Here is a 16,430-nt window from a genome sequence, read left to right on the forward strand (position 1 = left end):
CATCGTCGAGGACGCGCGCATGTTCCAATCCAGCAGGAAACCGAAATCCGGTCTTGGGTCCGCCCTAAATATAGCCGAATTGGTTTATCATTCCGTCGTCCGCAACGTGCGCAAACAGCACAACAACGCCTTTGCTGCCATTGCCATGAACATGATGCAAACGGTGATGTTCGTACTTGCCTTTTACATAATGTTCTCGATCCTTGGCATGCGCGGCGCAGCAGTGCGTGGGGATTTCCTTGTCTATCTGATGTCAGGGATCTTTCTCTATCTTACCCATGTGAAGGCGCTGGGCGCGGTGGCAGGATCAGAAGGGCCAGCCAGCCCGATGATGCAACATGCACCGATGAATACGATCATCGCCATCGCTTCTGCCGCTATGGGCGCGCTCTACATTCAGGTTCTGTCGCTCTTTGCGATCCTGTTTATCTATCACGTAGCAATTACACCGATCTCGATAGACCAGCCCGCTGCCGCCTTTGGCATGCTGCTGATCTCATGGTTCACAGGCTGCGCGCTTGGGCTCGTGATGCTCGCGATCAAACCGTGGTTTCCTTCTTTTGTTTCAATCTTTTCGACGGTCTATCAGCGCGCCAATATGATCGCTTCCGGCAAGATGTTCTTGGCGAACTCCCTGCCCGGCTACATGCTCGCAATGTTTGACTGGAACCCGCTGTTTCATAGCATCGACCAAGCCCGCGGCTTTGCTTTTATCAACTACAACCCGCGCTATAGCGATTGGGAGTATCCGCTTTGGGTTGGGCTGGTGTTTTTGATGATCGGGTTGATGGGCGAATTCTATACACGGCGCCACGCCTCGCTCAGTTGGAACGCCCGGCGATGAGACTGTTGGCGGCGTTGCTGTGCCTGTTGGCGCTCCCCGCTGGCGCAACGCAGGACGCATGGCCCGCGCTCTATGACGTGGCGGGCGTGGCACCGGATGATGTGCTCAATATTCGCGCAGAGCCAAACGCCGACGCACCGATTATAGGCAGTCTTGCATATGATGCCGAAGCGGTCGAACTGATCCGCCCGAACGACCGACACAGTTGGGCGCTCGTAAACAGCGGCGAAGGCACCGGCTGGGTGTCACTGCGCTATATGAAGCGGCGGCCGGGACAGTGGCTGGGCAGCATGCCAGAGCTGGCGCATTGCGCCGGGACGGAGCCTTTCTGGTCGTTTGAAGTAGACGGTTCCACAGCCACCTACCACGCGATGGATGCGGAGCCCTACAGCTATGAGATTCGGGAAACCGGAGCGGCGCAGGGGCGCCGAGACAGCTTTCACCTGATTTCCGAAGGGGCCGAGGGCCTAGCCGTCGGCGCGCTTTCTGCGCAGGCTTGTAATGACGGTATGTCGGGCCGCGAGTATGGATTAGAAATTCAATTGCTCCTGCAAGACGGAAGTAATTGGCAGCATGTCTCGGGCTGTTGCTCCCTGAGTCGCTAGCAGCGCCGGACTTTTTGAAAAAGTCCGGAACGTTTTCTTTAAAAGAAAACGATTATTCCACCACCCGCAGCGTCAGGTTAATCCGCCCGCCTTTGGGTAGCAAAGTAGACGAACCTGCCTTCACCCGGTCCACGCCGTGATAGGTCAGCCGGGCCTCCCCGCCCATCACAACCACATCACCTGATTGCAGCCAGACCGATTCCGTCTTGCCGCCCCGGGTCAGGTTGCCGATGCGGAACAGCCCGTCGTCCCCCAGCGAGACAGATACAACCGGCCACTGGAAGTCCGCTTCATCCCGGTCCTGATGCAGCCCCATCTTCGCATCCGTCCCGTAGTAATTGATCAAGCAGCACTCAGGTTTACGGTCTAACCCCGTCACCTGATCCCAGATCGCCAAGATCGGCGCCGGGATCGCAGGCCAAGGCTGGCCGTCAGGATGCTCTGTCACATAGCGATAGCCGCGTCGGTCTGAATACCAGCCGTATTGCCCGGCGGAGGTCATCCGCACCGACATTTGCCCCCCACGCGGTGTCTCGGGCCGATAGAAAGGTGCGGCACGCACCACGCCCCGCACCCCTTCCAGCACCTCAACCTGCGCCGCGCGGTTCAGAAAATCCTTGTGAATATCAAAGCCCCGAAGGCGCAGTGCAGTCATTTTATCCTCGTTCTCAGACGGTTTGGCAAAAACATCACGGAATCGCGATCAACCTGCCTCGCCAGTGGTTGCAGGGTGCAAATACCCTCCCTATATACGCTCCGAACCGTCGAAGGCACGTGGCCTTTGATGTCAACAGATCGGGGCAGGATGCCGAAACGGGTCCGCGTCTCGTGTCATCGCCTTGGATTTAAAGAGGGATCGAAACATGTCCAAAGTAATCGGTATTGACCTTGGAACCACTAACAGCTGCATCGCCATCATGGACGGCAGCCAGCCTCGCGTGATCGAAAACGCAGAAGGCGCACGTACAACCCCGTCGATCGTCGCATTCACTGACGATGAACGTCTGGTCGGCCAGCCGGCGAAACGCCAGGCCGTCACCAACCCGGAAAACACAGTCTTTGGCGTTAAGCGCCTGATCGGCCGCCGCAATGACGACGCGGATCTGGCCAAAGACAAAAAGAACATGCCGTTCAACGTCATCGACGGCGGCAACGGCGACGCATGGGTCGAAGCCAAAGGTGAGAAATACTCCCCGAGCCAAATTTCGGCCTTCATCTTGGGTAAGATGAAAGAGACCGCAGAAAGCTATCTGGGTGAGGAAGTATCGCAAGCGGTTATCACCGTGCCTGCATACTTTAACGACGCCCAGCGTCAGGCGACCAAAGACGCCGGTAAGATCGCTGGCCTCGAAGTGCTGCGGATCATCAACGAGCCGACAGCTGCCGCGCTGGCTTACGGCCTCGACAAAGAGAACACGCAAACCATCGCGGTCTATGACCTTGGCGGCGGTACCTTCGACGTGACCATTCTTGAGATCGACGACGGTCTGTTCGAAGTGAAATCCACCAACGGCGACACTTTCCTCGGTGGTGAAGACTTTGACATGCGCATCGTCAACTACCTTGCCGATGAGTTCAAAAAGGCCAACGGCGTTGACCTGACGCAGGACAAGATGGCCCTGCAGCGTCTGAAAGAAGCGGCCGAGAAAGCGAAGATCGAGCTTTCTTCCTCCAGCCAGACCGAGATCAACCAGCCCTTCATCTCGATGGGCAAAGACGGCTCGCCGCTGCACATGGTCATGAAGCTGACCCGCGCCAAGCTGGAAAGCCTCGTGGGCGATCTGATCAAAGCGTCGATGAAGCCCTGCGCCGCAGCGCTGAAGGATGCGGGTCTGTCCGCCTCTGACATCGACGAAGTTGTTCTGGTCGGTGGTATGACCCGGATGCCGAAAGTCGCGGAAGAAGTGACCAAGTTCTTCGGTAAAGAGCCGCACAAGGGTGTGAACCCGGACGAAGTTGTGGCCCTTGGTGCCGCCATTCAGGCCGGTGTCCTGCAAGGCGACGTGAAGGACGTGGTCCTGCTCGACGTGACCCCGCTTTCCTTGGGCATCGAGACCCTCGGTGGTGTCTTCACCCGCCTGATCGACCGCAACACGACGATCCCGACGAAGAAGTCTCAGGTCTTCTCGACCGCCGAGGACAACCAGAACGCCGTGACCATTCGGGTCTTCCAAGGTGAGCGCGAAATGGCATCTGACAACAAGATGCTTGGCGCCTTCAACCTTGAGAACATCCCGCCTGCACCGCGCGGCATGCCGCAGATCGAAGTGACCTTCGACATCGACGCCAACGGCATCGTGTCTGTCGGCGCGCTCGACAAAGGCACCGGCAAAGAGCAGAAGATCACGATCCAAGCATCGGGTGGTCTGTCGGACGACGACATCGAAAAGATGGTCAAGGACGCCGAAGAGAACGCAGAAGCCGACAAGGCTCGCCGCGAACTCGTCGACGCCAAGAACCAGGCGGAATCGCTGATCCACTCGACCGAAAAGTCGATGGAAGAGCACTCCGACAAGGTTGACCCGACCACCGTCGAAGCGATCGAACTGGCCATTGCCGCGTTGAAAGACGAACTGGAAACCGACAACGCCGACAAGATCAAGTCCGGCATCCAGAACGTGACCGAAGCCGCCATGAAACTGGGCGAAGCCATCTACAAGGCTGCTCAGGACGAAGGTGGCAACGACGACACGGCACAGCCTTCGGATGCTCAGCAAGCTCAGGGTGGCGATGACGACATCCTGGACGCCGAGTTCGAAGATCTGGACGACGACAAGCGCGCGTGAGCGTGAAACGGAACCTGTGAAAGGGCCGGTCCGTTAGACGGGCCGGCCCATCACGTTCCAGCGCAGGAGCATGATAACCCATGGCAAAACGTGACTACTACGAGGTGCTTGGCGTTGCCAAAGGGGCCTCTGCCGACGAGATCAAGAAAGCCTATCGCCGCAAGGTGAAGGACCTTCACCCCGACCGCAACAAAGACAACCCAAAGGCCGAAGCCCAGTTCAAAGAAGTGGGCGAAGCTTATGACGTGCTGAAAGACGGCGACAAGAAAGCTGCCTATGATCGCTACGGCCACGCCGCCTTCGAAGGTGGCATGGGCGGCGGTCGTCCCGGCGGCGGCATGGGCGGTGGCCAAGGCGATTTCTCCTCGGCCTTCTCAGATGTCTTCGACGACCTCTTTGGCGACTTTATGGGCCAGCGCGGGGGCGGGGGCGGCGGCGGACGCCGTGCCGCCCGCGGCGCGGACTTGCGCTACAACCTGCGCATCTCCCTCGAAGACGCCTTCTCGGGCATGCAGAAGTCGATCACCGTGCCAGCGTCGGTACAGTGTGGCTCCTGTGACGGCTCCGGGGCCGAAGGCGGCGCTGAGCCAACCACCTGCCCCACCTGTTCGGGCATGGGCAAGGTTCGCGCACAGCAGGGCTTCTTTACCGTAGAGCGCACCTGCCCGACCTGTTCCGGCATGGGCCAGATCGTAAAAAACCCATGTAAGACATGTCGCGGTGCGGGCCGTGTTGAGAAGGAACGCACGCTCTCGGTCAACATTCCCGCCGGTGTCGAAACCGGCACACGGATCCGGCTTGCCGGTGAAGGCGAAGCGGGGATGCGCGGTGGGCCGTCGGGCGATCTCTATATCTTCATCGAAGTGACGGACCACGAGCTTTTCGAGCGCGACGGGCCGAACCTCTTCTGCCGTGTGCCAGTTTCCATGAGCACGGCGGCTCTGGGCGGCAATATCGAAGTGCCGACGATCGATGGTGGCCGTGGCCGCGTGCAGATCCCGGCGGGTAGCCAGTCTGGCCGTCAGATGCGCCTGCGGGGCAAAGGCATGCCCCCTCTGCGCGGCGGTGGCGTTGGCGATATGATTATCGAATTGGCGGTGGAGACACCGGTCAACCTGACCAACCGTCAGAAAGAATTGCTGCGGGAGTTTGAGGGCGAAGCCCAGAACAACAACCCCGAGAGCAGCAACTTCTTTTCCTCGGTCAAATCCTTCTGGGATTCGATGAAGGGCTAAAAATGGACGGGTGGAGCGCTATGGCGGTCCACCCAACCCCCTGAGTTCGGTTCACTTTTTCTTGGTAAAGTAGAATTTAAAGCTCTGTTAACCAAATCCTAACCAAGTTATCCCACCCTGCGGGCATGACCCGTGCGCCCACAACACTCGCTGACCAGCCACTGCCCTTTCTGATGAAGAATGGGGAGAAACTGCCGTCTAATGGGTCAAAGCAGCCGTCTTACCTCGTCGACCACCGCCAAAGGCTCCGCAGCCGCTTTATGCAGGGCGGTGCCGCCGCCATGCCGGATTATGAACTTCTTGAACTCGTCCTCTTTCGCGCCATTCCGCGGCGCGATGTCAAACCACTCGCGCGCGCTCTGATGGATCGGTTTGGCGATTTTAACAGGGTCATTACGGCACCCGCTTCGCGCCTGCGTGACGTAAAAGGTGTCGGTGAAGCTGTGGTTGCTGAGCTGAAGATTGTCGAGGCCGCGGCCCAGCGGCTGGCGCGCGCAAAGGTGCTGCAAAAACATGTTGTCTCAAGCTGGGATGCGCTGCTCGACTACTGCCATACCACAATGGCGCATTTGGAGACGGAGCAATTTCGCGTGCTCTATCTCGACCGTAAGAACATCCTGATCGCGGATGAGGAACAGGCCAAAGGCACCGTTGACCACGTTCCGGTCTATCCTCGCGAAGTCGCCAAACGCGCATTGGAATTAAACGCCAGCGCGCTCATCCTCGTGCATAATCACCCTTCGGGTGACCCGAGCCCATCACGCGCAGATATCGACATGACCCAACAGGTCGCGGCGGCCTGTGACGCTCTGAGCCTCTCGCTCTATGACCATCTGATCATTGGCAAATCCCGCGAACTGAGCTTCCGCAGCGAAGGCTATATCTAGCCGTACTTCAGCGCACCCAAACCTCAACGCGGCGGTTGGCCTGACGGCCCCATTCGCTGTCATCACAGGCCATAGGCATCGCCTCGCCAAAAGCATCCACACGCAGGTCGATCCGCGACAGGTTGGCTGTGACCGCAGCGGCAGACACCGCACGGCGCACCGCTTCCGCCCGCCGCAGTGCGATGTCACGGTTTGCCCGTGCCGCACCCTCACCATCACTGAAGCCCACGAACATGAGACGCCGCGCGTCATACTGTCCCTGTTCCATCGCACGCGCCAATTGCTGCACATTCGATCGCGACTGCGCATCAAGACGGATGGAGCCTGCCTCAAAGCGGAAAGACGTGGTCAAACGCGCCATCGGGACAAGCGTCGACGTCATACGCTGCAGTTCTTCCAAAGGTGTCTCACCGCCTGCCACGATGATCGCGTTGGCAAAGCGGTTGCCCTGTTCCTCGATCGGAATCTCCTCCGGCGCCTGATCGACAAACCCGGCACGACGAATAACAATTTGCGCCGCCGGACTGCGGGTAAAGGCGAGGAACTCGCGCATGATCAAGGGCAACCGACGAGCTGGGAAGTAGAGGAACATGGGCGCTGTGAGTGGGTAGTCTTCGGTCTTGATAGTCCGCCGCGCTGCGTCCAGCGCGAAACCGCAATTGCCACCTAAAGTAAGCACCTCCGTCCCCCTGTGTTCGGCATAGCTGGTGATACCAATCGCGAAAGCATCCCGCTCGACTGCGTCGGTTAGGTCATCCGGCAAGGCATGGCGCGTAACGTCTGGCGCAAGCTCCAGCCCGGCAGGCGCGAGAACTTGGTCAAAAATTGCTTGGCTCAAGCCACTGCGTTCGTTCGGAAGGTGAAGCGAGATCGGCGCATCCGGCCCGCCCAACCTCTGCCAATTATTGATCTCGCCCGCAAAGACCCGTGCCAACGTCTGCGGTGAAATTTGCTTTACCGGGTTCGCTGGCGCCACAACAGGGACTACGGCGTCGAGGGCCAGGACCCGGCTGCGGTTCACGCCTGTTAGATCGCCCAGACCGGCTTCGCGGGCGTTGATGCGTTCCTCGCGTCGTACCTCGCGCAGGGCCATCACGATGTCGGCTTCATCGGCCAATAGATCGGCAAAGCCTTCGTCAGTATTGCTTGCGCGAAAGTCGAACCGGGCGGCAAGCTTCCCGTTATCTTCGCGGGACAGGAGCAGCGTGAACCGCCCTTCCTCGCCTTCTTCCCGGTCCAGCTTGTAGCCTTGGCGCGCGGCAAACGCTTCGACTAAGGCGGGCATCAGTACCGCCCCCACCGTCGCTGAGCCTGACAGCCGCGCTTCGGCTACGAAGTCAGCGAGGCTGGGACACCCCGGCCCTGCACAGGAGACGCCGCTGCTATCGACCGTGAGTTCGCCATATTCGGTTTCGACGCGGTAGAACTCCCCGTCAAAGCCGAGGAGTGTACCGCTCAACTCGACACTACCATCGCGCGAGGTCAGCGCGACGTCCTGCGCCGCGAGCGTTCCTGCCGTAAAAAGCAAAAGTGCGGCGTAGATCGCCGCACGTTTCAACCCGTTCATGTGAGCCCACCCGGTTGCGTCAGTTCTGCGCGACTTTCAGGTCTTGGAGCAGATTATTCAACACCAGAAAGTTGCCAACCGCGTCACATTCCGGAACTGCCAGTGTCAGGTTCTGGGTTTCAATCTTATCGCTGTCGCGCAATTCCAAAGCCTGCGCTTCGATCTCCAAGCCGCAATTGGCCTCGCTGACCTCCGCCTCAACGCTCAGCGCGACTGTGCCACCGTGCGTACTGGCCGCAGCCGGGAAACTATAGACCTCTGCCATCAGCGGCTCTGCGGCCTCTGTATTGCCATTGCGGGTGATGAAGCCACCCTCGCCGGTGACAGCGGCGGCCATATCGCGCGGCGCACCAGACCAGACGTGACCCTTATCGCCGTAATCGGCGCCAAACTCGCGGGCATGAATTTCGAAACCAGCCTCGCCCTTCCACTGCAGAACCACACGGTGGTAGTCCGACAGTTCCGGCACACTGGTCTGCGCAACAGCCCCGTCCCCGTTGCTGAAAGCGAGGATAAAGACGGCTTCTTGCGCCAACGCCGGAACTGTAACGACGAGTTGCCCCTGATCATCCGTTGTCTCGGTGAAAATCATTCCGTTGTGATGTACGGTCAGCCGTTCGTTAGGCAGACAATTGGCGTCCAGCGCCAGCTTGACCATCGCAGCAGCAACAGGGCGCGCCTCGGCGGTGATTTCGCAGGCAGGCGCCACGGCACTATGGCTCTCCGGTGCAGGCGGCAGGCTTTGCGGTGCGGAAGCTTTAACAACCTGCGCATCTGTTTCTGGAAGAGCGATCTCGCTGTCGAATTCCGCGGAAGTGAGAGTGATCCCCTCGACCTCAAGCAAGGCACCATTGTCTGCAACCGGCAGGCCACTCGCACCATAGCGTTGTTCCGCAACTTCGGAGTGCTGCATTACAAAGCCGATGCCGACAGCACAGGCCAGCGTTCCGACGGCGGTCAGGATTTCTTTGGTGCGCTTCATGACAGGTCTCCTCCAACGGAATCGTTGGAGACCTGTATGGCGCGGGATCAGGGCCGGGGTATGGCCCTGAAAAGCCAAGTTATGGGCGAAATAGTGGCGGCCCTCAGGTGATCTGCCCGTGGCAATGTTTGAACTTTTTGCCAGAGCCACAGGGGCAAGGATCGTTGCGCCCCGGATTGCCCCACGTCGCCGGATCGTTCTCGTCAAACCCGGTCACGGCCGCTTCTGCCTGTTCGGAAGCCTCATCAGCGGCCTCGGTCGCGGCGGCCTGCATTGCGGCCTGACGTGCGGCCATTTCCTGCATCATCTCGCGCCGCTGCTCTTCGCTCATCGGCTGGATCTGACCCAGCTTCTGGGTCACTTCCTGTCGCAGGCTGTCGAGCATCGTCTCAAAAAGCTGGAAGGCTTCGTTCTTATACTCGTTCAACGGATCGCGCTGCGCATAGCTGCGGAAGCCGACAACAGAACGCAGGTGCTCCAACGTCAGCAGGTGGTCGCGCCATTTGGTGTCGATCGCCTGCAGCAAGAGCTGCTTTTCGATGTTGCGCATGTTCTCTTCGCCAAAGGCCTCGGCCTTTTTCGACATGAGCTCATCGGTGGCCTTCATCAGGCGTTCGCGGATGACCTCGTCATCCACGCCGTCTTCTTCGCACCACGCGATGATCGGCACGTCCACGTTCAGCTGTTCGATCACAGCAGCATAGAAGCCTTGGGTGTCCCACTGATCGGCGTAGGTCTTGGGCGGCATATAGGTGTCGATCAGATCGTCGATCACCTGCTCGCGCATGTCGGTGACGATCTCATTGAGGTCTTGCGCCTCCATGATGTCGCGGCGCTGGCCAAAGATGACCTTACGCTGCTCGTTCATCACATCGTCGAACTTCAGCAACTGCTTACGGATGTCAAAGTTGCGGCCTTCGACCTTGGCCTGTGCGCGCTCCAGCGACTTGTTTACCCAAGGGTGCACAATCGCTTCGCCCTCCTTAAGGCCCAGCGTCGTCAGCACTTTCTCCAGCCGTTCAGAGCCGAAGATCCGCATCAGGTCATCTTCAAGCGACAGGAAGAAGGAAGTACGGCCCGGGTCACCCTGACGGCCCGAACGACCGCGCAGCTGATTGTCGATCCGACGGCTTTCGTGACGCTCGGAGGCGAGAACATAGAGACCGCCGGCCTCCAGCACCTTTTGTTTTTCCTCAGCGTGCTGGGCTTCGATCTGGGCGCGGATATTGGCGGGATCAGCTTCCGGGTCTGCGTCCAGCGCTTCGAGCACCTTCATTTCGACGTTACCGCCAAGCTGAATGTCGGTGCCGCGGCCCGCCATATTGGTGGCGATGGTCACCGCGCCGAACTTACCGGCATCCGCAATGATCTGCGCTTCCTGCTCGTGCTGGCGCGCGTTGAGCACGTTATGCTCGATCCCGGCGCGGGTCAGCATGGAGCTGAGCTGCTCGGATTTCTCAATCGAGGTGGTGCCCACAAGGCAGGGCTGACCCTTGGCGTGGGCTTCCTTCACCTTTTCGATCATCGCGTCGTATTTTTCACGCGCGGTGCGGTAGACAGCGTCGTCTTCGTCGACACGGGCGATTGGCACGTTGGTCGGCACTTCGACCACACCAAGACCATAGATTGTCGCGAATTCTTCGGCCTCAGTCAGCGCGGTGCCGGTCATCCCGGCGAGCTTGTCGTAAAGGCGGAAGTAGTTCTGGAAGGTGACGCTGGCGAGGGTCACGTTCTCGGGCTGAATCTCGACACCTTCTTTGGCCTCGATGGCCTGATGCAGACCGTCCGACAAACGGCGGCCCGGCATCATACGCCCGGTGAATTCGTCGATCAGCGTCACAGATCCGTCACGGACGATGTAGTCCTTGTCACGCTGGAACAGCTTATGCGCGCGCAGGCCTTGGTTGACGTGGTGCACGATGGTCGTGCTTTCGGGATCATAAAGGGTCATGCCCTCTTCGATCAGTTCACGGGCGCGCAGTTGTTCTTCGAGGAACTCGTTGCCTTCATCGGTGAAGGTCACGTTTCGCGTTTTTTCATCTAGCTCGTAATGTTCATCGGTGAGCGAGGGGATCAACGTGTCGATGATCTGGTACATCTCGGAACGGTCCTGCGAGGGACCGGAGATGATCAGAGGCGTCCGCGCCTCGTCGATCAGAATGCTGTCGACCTCGTCCACGATGGCGAAGTTATGGTCGCGCTGCAGCATTTCCGCCAAGCTCGACTTCATATTGTCGCGCAGGTAGTCGAAGCCCAGCTCGTTGTTGGTCGCATAGGTGATGTCGCAGGCATAGGCTGCGCGTTTCTGATCTTCGGGCATGCCGGAATAGGCAACACCGGTGGTCAGGCCGAGCGATGCAAAAACCTTGCCCATCCATTCGGCGTCGCGCTTGGCAAGGTATTCGTTCACCGTAACAATATGCACGCCCTTATGCGTCAGACCGTTCAGGTAGGCCGCAAAGGTCGCGGTCAGGGTCTTGCCTTCACCGGTCTTCTGTTCGGCGATATTGCCTTGGTGCAGGAAGATCCCGCCCAGAAGCTGTGTGTCAAAGGCACGCAGGCCCAAGGTGCGGCGCGCAGCTTCACGGCAGTTGGCAAAAGCTTCGGGCAGTAGATCGTCGAGGCTTTCACCACCTTCGGCGCGTTTGGCCAGCGCCTCGGTCCGTGCCTTGATCTCGTCATCGCTCAGCTTTTCGAACTCAGGCTCCAGCGCGTTGATCTGCGCCACAAGCGGACGGGTCGCCTTGATTTTCCGGTCGTTTGGCGTGCCAAAGACCTTTTTGGCGATTGTTCCGATACCCAGCATGTAATCTCCCGCCGAAGTTATGATGTCTTGCGCCGATCTGGTTGCCGAGCGCCATGGCAGCCCATAGATAGTGAGTGAGCCCGCGCCTCTCAGCGCCATAAGGCGATGTAAGGGGCGTGCCATACACTGTCAATGTAGCAGCCTTGCTACGAACGAAGCGATTGGACCCAACCATGCAAAAACCCCTCACTTTTCTGTCGTCTTTGGCGCTTGCCGCCGCGGTGGCCCTTCCTGTGGCCGCGCAGGACGAACCGGGTGTCGACACGGTTGTTGCCACGGTCAACGACACTGAGATCACCCTCGGGCACATGATGGTGGCCCGCGCCACCCTGCCCCAGCAATACCAGCAGCTGCCCGACGAGGTGCTGTTCAAAGGCATCCTTGACCAGTTGGTGCAGCAAACAGCGCTGGCCGACAGCTTTACCGGTGAGTTGCCGCCGCGCGTCACCCTTTCGATCGAAAACGAAACCCGCTCGCTGACCGCCGGCGAAGCCGTTGAAGGCATCATGGCCGAAGCGGTGAGCGAGGAAGAACTGCAAGCAGCCTATGACGCGCAGTACAAAGACGCCGAGCCCGGTCAGGAATTCAACGCCTCGCATATCCTTGTCGAGACTGAAGAAGAAGCCAAAGCCATCAAAGAAGAGATCGACGGCGGTGCCGACTTTGCCGAAGTCGCGCGGGAAAAATCGACCGGCCCCTCCGGCCCCGGTGGCGGTTCGCTCGGTTGGTTTGGCCCCGGCATGATGGTGCCTGAGTTCGAAGAAGCCGTCGCAGGCATGGAAGCCGGTGCTGTCTCCGATCCGGTCGAAACGCAGTTCGGCTGGCATGTCATCAAGCTCAATGAAACCCGCACGACTGACGCGCCCGAGCTTGCCGACGTGCGCGAGGAACTGGAAACCCAAGTCCGCCAGACCAAAGTGCAAGAAGCTATCGAAGGCTTGACCGAAGAGGCTGATGTAGACCGCAGCGGTGCCGAAGGCATCGACCCTTCCATCCTCAAGAACACCGAATGGCTGAACTGACCCATGGGTAAATCACTGGCTGTCTCGCCGCTCGCCCCGGCCCGTTTTCCCGATCTGCCGGTCATTGACGGCGTGACATTTGCCACCATCGCAGCCGGGGTCCGCTATCAGGGCCGCACGGATGTGATGTTGGCAAAGCTGGCACCGGGCAGTGCTGTGGCCGGAGCGTTCACCCGCTCCGCCACCCGCGCGGCCCCGGTGCTGGACTGCCAGGCAAAAATCGGCGGCGCCTCAAATGAAGGCGCTGCCATCGTGGTGAACTCCGGCAATGCCAATGCCTTTACCGGACGGGGCGGCATCGACGCCGTAGAGGCCATCACCGCCGCCGCTGCCGAGGTTTGCGGCGTACCGCAGGCCCGGGTCTTTACCTCTTCCACCGGGGTGATCGGGGAGCCGCTGCCGCATGAGCGCATTACCGACGCCCTTGGCGAGCTGCACGCAAGCCTGAGCCCATCAGGCATCGCAGATGCGGCCAAGGCGATCATGACGACCGATACCTTTCCCAAAGGCGCCAGCGCCACTGTGGAAGTTGACGGTAGGACCGTTTCTATCGCCGGCATCGCGAAGGGTTCGGGGATGATCGCCCCCGACATGGCCACGATGCTGGTCTATATCTTTACCGACGCGCAGATCGATCAGGACAAGCTTCAGCACCGGCTGTCGACCCACACGGAGAGCACATTCAACTGCATCACCGTGGACAGCGACACCTCCACGTCCGACGCGCTTATCATGGCCGCCACGGGCGCCTCCGGGGTCGATGTTTCGGATAACGAGGACTTCGACGCGGCGCTGCGCGGCGTAATGCTCGATCTGGCCCATCAGGTGGTCAAGGACGGCGAAGGCGCCAGCAAATTTGTTGAGATCGCCGTGACCGGGGCGAGCAATGACGACGACGCCAAGACGCACGCCCTCGCGATTGCCAACTCCCCTCTGATCAAAACAGCAATTGCCGGCGAAGACCCGAACTGGGGCCGTGTTGTCATGGCCATCGGCAAGTCGGGCGCAGCCGCCGACCGTGACCGCCTGTCGATCCGCTTTGGCGATGTCGAAGTCGCCCGCGACGGATGGCGCAGCCCGGATTACTCCGAAGAGGCCGCAGCCGCGCATATGCAGGGCGAAAATATCGTCATCGGCGTCGACCTGGGGCTGGGCGAAGGAACCTGCACCGTTTGGACCTGCGACCTGACACACGGCTATATCGACATTAACGCCGATTATCGGTCCTAAGCGATGAAGACCGTTCTCGTATCTGCTGTCGCCCTGATCGATATCGACGGGAGGGTGCTGCTCGCGCAGCGCCCCGAAGGCAAATCCATGGCTGGGCTATGGGAATTCCCCGGCGGAAAAATTGAGGCAGGCGAGACCCCGGAAGCCGCACTTATCCGCGAGTTGCACGAAGAACTGGGTATTGAGACGTGGGAATCCTGCCTCGCACCTCTAACCTTTGCCAGCCACAGTTACGATGAATTTCACCTGCTGATGCCGCTTTTTGCCTGTCGCAAATGGGGAGGCGCGCCGATGTCGCGGGAAGGACAGACCCTGAAATGGGTACGACCGAACCAAATGCGCGACTATCCGATGCCTGCAGCGGATGTGCCGTTGATCCCGATTTTGCGCGACTGGCTTTAAGCTAACGTTGCAAAAATACACTGATATTTCGGATAAATCAGCATATTGATATTTTATTAACCGCTACCGCATCATTTTGAGGCAGATTCAATATCTGAACTGCTGAAAGGATGCCGACATGCTACGGACTATCACTATCGGAAGTTGTATCTACGTCCAAGGAATCTTCGTGCGAACCCTCGCTGGCGGACGAATGGCGGTCTCGGTTGATGGAAAGATCTTTGAGGGTCGCCCTGTCTAACTCAGTCTGCTGACTATATTTACCGTTTCCACGTCAGACATATGAACAAATCGCGCCTGCCAGCGTTTCACCCTGACCAACGGCAGGGGAAATTATGTCAGTCGAACGCGCCACCGTGATCCTGAACCGTGGTTCAGGCCGTCAGAACGGCGACCACGCCGAAGCCGCCATTCGCAGCGCCTTTGCGCGGCACGACATCGTTGCCGAATTTATCCGTATCGACAAGTCTACCACCCCACAGGCCGCGACCAGGCGTGCGCTTGCAGCTGAAAGTGGGATCATCGCTGTCGCAGGCGGTGACGGTACGATCTCAGGTGTGACTTCCGTGATGATCGGGCAAGATCGTTCGCTTGGTGTCATCCCTCAAGGCACCTTTAATTACTTCGCCCGTTCGATGGAGATACCGGACGATCTACAGCAGGCCGTTGATGTCATCGCAGGGGGGCATAGCCGCGCGGTTCACGTCGCCACGATCAATAGTCAAACTTTTCTTAACAACGCGAGCATTGGTGCCTATCCGGCCATCCTAAAGACGCGCGAAGGGATCTATCGCCGCTGGGGGCGAAGCCGGATTGCGGCCTATTGGTCCGTTCTTAAAGCCTTGATCACATTCCGCACCACGCTCAAGCTCACAATCGCCGTCGATGGCGTTGAACGGCGGATACGCACGCCGCTTGTCTTCGCCGTGAACAACGCCTTTCAACTCGATCAGATGGGACTCGACGGGCAGGACTGTATCGCGCGCGGGGATATGGTTCTTCTGGTCGCGCCGGATACTTACCGCTTTGGCCTGTTACGCCATGCCATTGCTCTGGCGACCGGCTTTGCCCGGCCCAAGACCGATTATGAAATGCTCTGTGGCAAAGAGATTGAAATCCACATCGGCCGTAAGAAGCGCTCGGTGGCACGGGACGGCGAGATTTCGGTCATGCAGGGGCCGTACCGACTTAGCCGCGCCACCGCGCCCTTGCGGATCTTCGTTCCTGAAGAGGCGAAGGAGGGTGTCAGATGAGCCGGCTCATTCACCTATCCGACCTTCATTTCGGCAAGGATCGACCGGACCTGATCGTTCCCCTGCTCGACGCCGTAAACGGGTATGCCCCGGATCTGGTGATCATCTCCGGCGACCTGACCCAGCGAGCGCGGGAAAAGGAGTACCGGGCCGCCCGGGCCTTCATTGACCGGGTGAGCGCGCCGGTGCTCTGCGTGCCGGGAAACCACGATATCCCGTTTCACCGCCCCTTCACGCGGTTCTTCGCGCCCTGGCGCTATTACAGGCATTGGATTGCGCGCAATCTAACCCCAGTGCACCAAAGCGGCGATTATATAGCTGTGGGAATAAACACCGTAGATCGGTTCAAATGGCAGACTGGACGCCTCAGCGCCCGCCGCCTGCGCCGGGCTTGCAACGCGCTATCTGCTGGTCCGGAAGCGGCCTTGCGCATTGCCGTTTGTCATCACCCGCTGGACCATCCCAACACCACCAAAAAACGTCCGATCCCCGGCGCGCGGCGTGCCTTGCGTCGGTTGCTGAACTGCGGGGCGGACCTCATCCTCTCCGGACATTTGCATATCTGGCACGCAGGCACCTTTGCCCATGTCGCCGCGGATCAGGAGGGGCATCGGGCCATCCAATTGCATGCGGGCACAAGCCTATCGTCGCGACAGCGGGGCGAGCCGAATGATTTCAATCTGATCGATGTATCGCCGCTCCAACTCGATGTGGCGCGGATCACTTACGACGATACCAAAGGGCAGTTCACAAAAGCAGAGGCCCGGCATTTCGACCGGGCCTCTGGAGAATTCATTTTGTAAGCGCCGTG

General features: G+C 59.3%; 14 protein-coding genes. 10 read left to right on the plus strand and 4 right to left on the minus strand.

Going from position 1 to position 16,430, the window contains the following annotated elements:
- The first annotated feature begins 19 nt into the window (after positions 1 to 19).
- On the plus strand, positions 20 to 844 hold the full coding sequence (locus BLS57_RS02255; RefSeq protein ID WP_093738736.1) for an ABC transporter permease: 825 nt from the start codon (positions 20 to 22) through the stop codon (positions 842 to 844).
- Positions 841 to 1,449 carry a COG3650 family protein gene (locus BLS57_RS02260; protein WP_093738738.1) on the plus strand — a complete coding sequence of 203 codons (609 nt, stop codon included), beginning with the start codon at positions 841 to 843 and terminating at the stop codon, positions 1,447 to 1,449. The genes BLS57_RS02255 and BLS57_RS02260 overlap by 4 nt, the downstream gene beginning before the upstream one ends.
- A gap of 52 nt (positions 1,450 to 1,501) precedes the next feature.
- Here BLS57_RS02260 and BLS57_RS02265 read toward each other — a convergent pair whose 3' ends face one another.
- A complete protein-coding gene (locus BLS57_RS02265; RefSeq protein WP_093738740.1) occupies positions 1,502 to 2,104 on the minus strand; it encodes an alpha-ketoglutarate-dependent dioxygenase AlkB family protein in 603 nt (200 codons plus the stop codon).
- A 208-nt stretch (positions 2,105 to 2,312) separates the two neighbouring features.
- On the opposite strand from BLS57_RS02265, the gene dnaK reads away from it, so the two are divergent.
- The 3 genes from dnaK (at position 2,313) to radC (ending at position 6,357) form a co-directional block, all read left to right on the plus strand.
- Positions 2,313 to 4,235 carry a molecular chaperone DnaK gene (dnaK, locus tag BLS57_RS02270; RefSeq protein WP_093738742.1) on the plus strand — a complete coding sequence of 641 codons (1,923 nt, stop codon included), beginning with the start codon at positions 2,313 to 2,315 and terminating at the stop codon, positions 4,233 to 4,235.
- Positions 4,236 to 4,315: 80 nt separating this feature from the next.
- Positions 4,316 to 5,470, plus strand: coding sequence for a molecular chaperone DnaJ (gene dnaJ, locus BLS57_RS02275; RefSeq protein ID WP_093738744.1), 1,155 nt, complete (start codon positions 4,316 to 4,318; stop codon positions 5,468 to 5,470).
- Positions 5,471 to 5,643: 173 nt separating this feature from the next.
- Positions 5,644 to 6,357 (plus strand): RadC family protein, encoded by a 714-nt coding sequence (gene radC / locus BLS57_RS02280; RefSeq protein ID WP_244153588.1) that lies wholly within the window; start codon positions 5,644 to 5,646, stop codon positions 6,355 to 6,357.
- A 7-nt stretch (positions 6,358 to 6,364) separates the two neighbouring features.
- Here the strand turns inward: radC and BLS57_RS02285 are convergent, their stop codons facing one another.
- From BLS57_RS02285 to secA, 3 genes are all read right to left on the minus strand, one after another.
- The gene (locus BLS57_RS02285; protein ID WP_093738748.1) at positions 6,365 to 7,924 is read right to left on the minus strand and encodes a substrate-binding domain-containing protein; all 1,560 of its coding nucleotides are present in this window, start codon (positions 7,922 to 7,924) and stop codon (positions 6,365 to 6,367) included.
- A gap of 19 nt (positions 7,925 to 7,943) precedes the next feature.
- The gene (locus BLS57_RS02290) at positions 7,944 to 8,906 is read right to left on the minus strand and encodes a hypothetical protein (protein ID WP_093738750.1); all 963 of its coding nucleotides are present in this window, start codon (positions 8,904 to 8,906) and stop codon (positions 7,944 to 7,946) included.
- A 103-nt stretch (positions 8,907 to 9,009) separates the two neighbouring features.
- Entirely contained in the window at positions 9,010 to 11,712 is a 2,703-nt protein-coding gene (gene secA, locus BLS57_RS02295) for a preprotein translocase subunit SecA (RefSeq protein ID WP_093738752.1), read from the minus strand.
- Between the two features lie 173 nt (positions 11,713 to 11,885).
- Here secA and BLS57_RS02300 point away from each other — a divergent pair, with 173 nt between their 5' ends.
- The 5 genes from BLS57_RS02300 to BLS57_RS02320 all read left to right on the plus strand — a co-directional run bounded on the left by BLS57_RS02300 (position 11,886) and on the right by BLS57_RS02320 (position 16,422).
- On the plus strand, positions 11,886 to 12,734 hold the full coding sequence (locus BLS57_RS02300; protein ID WP_093738754.1) for a peptidylprolyl isomerase: 849 nt from the start codon (positions 11,886 to 11,888) through the stop codon (positions 12,732 to 12,734).
- 3 nt (positions 12,735 to 12,737) lie between these two features.
- A complete protein-coding gene (gene argJ, locus BLS57_RS02305; protein ID WP_093738756.1) occupies positions 12,738 to 13,964 on the plus strand; it encodes a bifunctional glutamate N-acetyltransferase/amino-acid acetyltransferase ArgJ in 1,227 nt (408 codons plus the stop codon).
- A 3-nt stretch (positions 13,965 to 13,967) separates the two neighbouring features.
- A complete protein-coding gene (locus BLS57_RS02310; RefSeq protein WP_093738758.1) occupies positions 13,968 to 14,366 on the plus strand; it encodes a (deoxy)nucleoside triphosphate pyrophosphohydrolase in 399 nt (132 codons plus the stop codon).
- Positions 14,367 to 14,701: 335 nt separating this feature from the next.
- Positions 14,702 to 15,619: a diacylglycerol/lipid kinase family protein gene (locus BLS57_RS02315; RefSeq protein ID WP_093738760.1), complete on the plus strand. Its 918-nt coding sequence runs from the start codon at positions 14,702 to 14,704 to the stop codon at positions 15,617 to 15,619.
- Positions 15,616 to 16,422 carry a metallophosphoesterase family protein gene (locus BLS57_RS02320; RefSeq protein ID WP_093738762.1) on the plus strand — a complete coding sequence of 269 codons (807 nt, stop codon included), beginning with the start codon at positions 15,616 to 15,618 and terminating at the stop codon, positions 16,420 to 16,422. The genes BLS57_RS02315 and BLS57_RS02320 overlap by 4 nt, the downstream gene beginning before the upstream one ends.
- The last annotated feature ends 8 nt before the right edge of the window (positions 16,423 to 16,430 follow it).

It is taken from the genome of Sulfitobacter delicatus (assembly GCF_900102535.1).
Taxonomy (GTDB): domain Bacteria; phylum Pseudomonadota; class Alphaproteobacteria; order Rhodobacterales; family Rhodobacteraceae; genus Sulfitobacter; species Sulfitobacter delicatus.

Excerpts from the sequence above, each read along its gene's own strand:
- BLS57_RS02255 (WP_093738736.1), top strand. The coding sequence starts at position 20 with ATGTTCCAATCCAGCAGGAAACCGAAATCCGGTCTTGGGTCCGCCCTA.
- BLS57_RS02260 (WP_093738738.1), top strand. The coding sequence starts at position 841 with ATGAGACTGTTGGCGGCGTTGCTGTGCCTGTTGGCGCTCCCCGCTGGC.
- BLS57_RS02265 (WP_093738740.1), bottom strand. The coding sequence starts at position 2,104 with ATGACTGCACTGCGCCTTCGGGGCTTTGATATTCACAAGGATTTTCTG.
- dnaK (WP_093738742.1), top strand. The coding sequence starts at position 2,313 with ATGTCCAAAGTAATCGGTATTGACCTTGGAACCACTAACAGCTGCATC.
- dnaJ (WP_093738744.1), top strand. The coding sequence starts at position 4,316 with ATGGCAAAACGTGACTACTACGAGGTGCTTGGCGTTGCCAAAGGGGCC.
- radC (WP_244153588.1), top strand. The coding sequence starts at position 5,644 with ATGAAGAATGGGGAGAAACTGCCGTCTAATGGGTCAAAGCAGCCGTCT.
- BLS57_RS02285 (WP_093738748.1), bottom strand. The coding sequence starts at position 7,924 with ATGAACGGGTTGAAACGTGCGGCGATCTACGCCGCACTTTTGCTTTTT.
- BLS57_RS02290 (WP_093738750.1), bottom strand. The coding sequence starts at position 8,906 with ATGAAGCGCACCAAAGAAATCCTGACCGCCGTCGGAACGCTGGCCTGT.
- secA (WP_093738752.1), bottom strand. The coding sequence starts at position 11,712 with ATGCTGGGTATCGGAACAATCGCCAAAAAGGTCTTTGGCACGCCAAAC.
- BLS57_RS02300 (WP_093738754.1), top strand. The coding sequence starts at position 11,886 with ATGCAAAAACCCCTCACTTTTCTGTCGTCTTTGGCGCTTGCCGCCGCG.
- argJ (WP_093738756.1), top strand. The coding sequence starts at position 12,738 with ATGGGTAAATCACTGGCTGTCTCGCCGCTCGCCCCGGCCCGTTTTCCC.
- BLS57_RS02310 (WP_093738758.1), top strand. The coding sequence starts at position 13,968 with ATGAAGACCGTTCTCGTATCTGCTGTCGCCCTGATCGATATCGACGGG.
- BLS57_RS02315 (WP_093738760.1), top strand. The coding sequence starts at position 14,702 with ATGTCAGTCGAACGCGCCACCGTGATCCTGAACCGTGGTTCAGGCCGT.
- BLS57_RS02320 (WP_093738762.1), top strand. The coding sequence starts at position 15,616 with ATGAGCCGGCTCATTCACCTATCCGACCTTCATTTCGGCAAGGATCGA.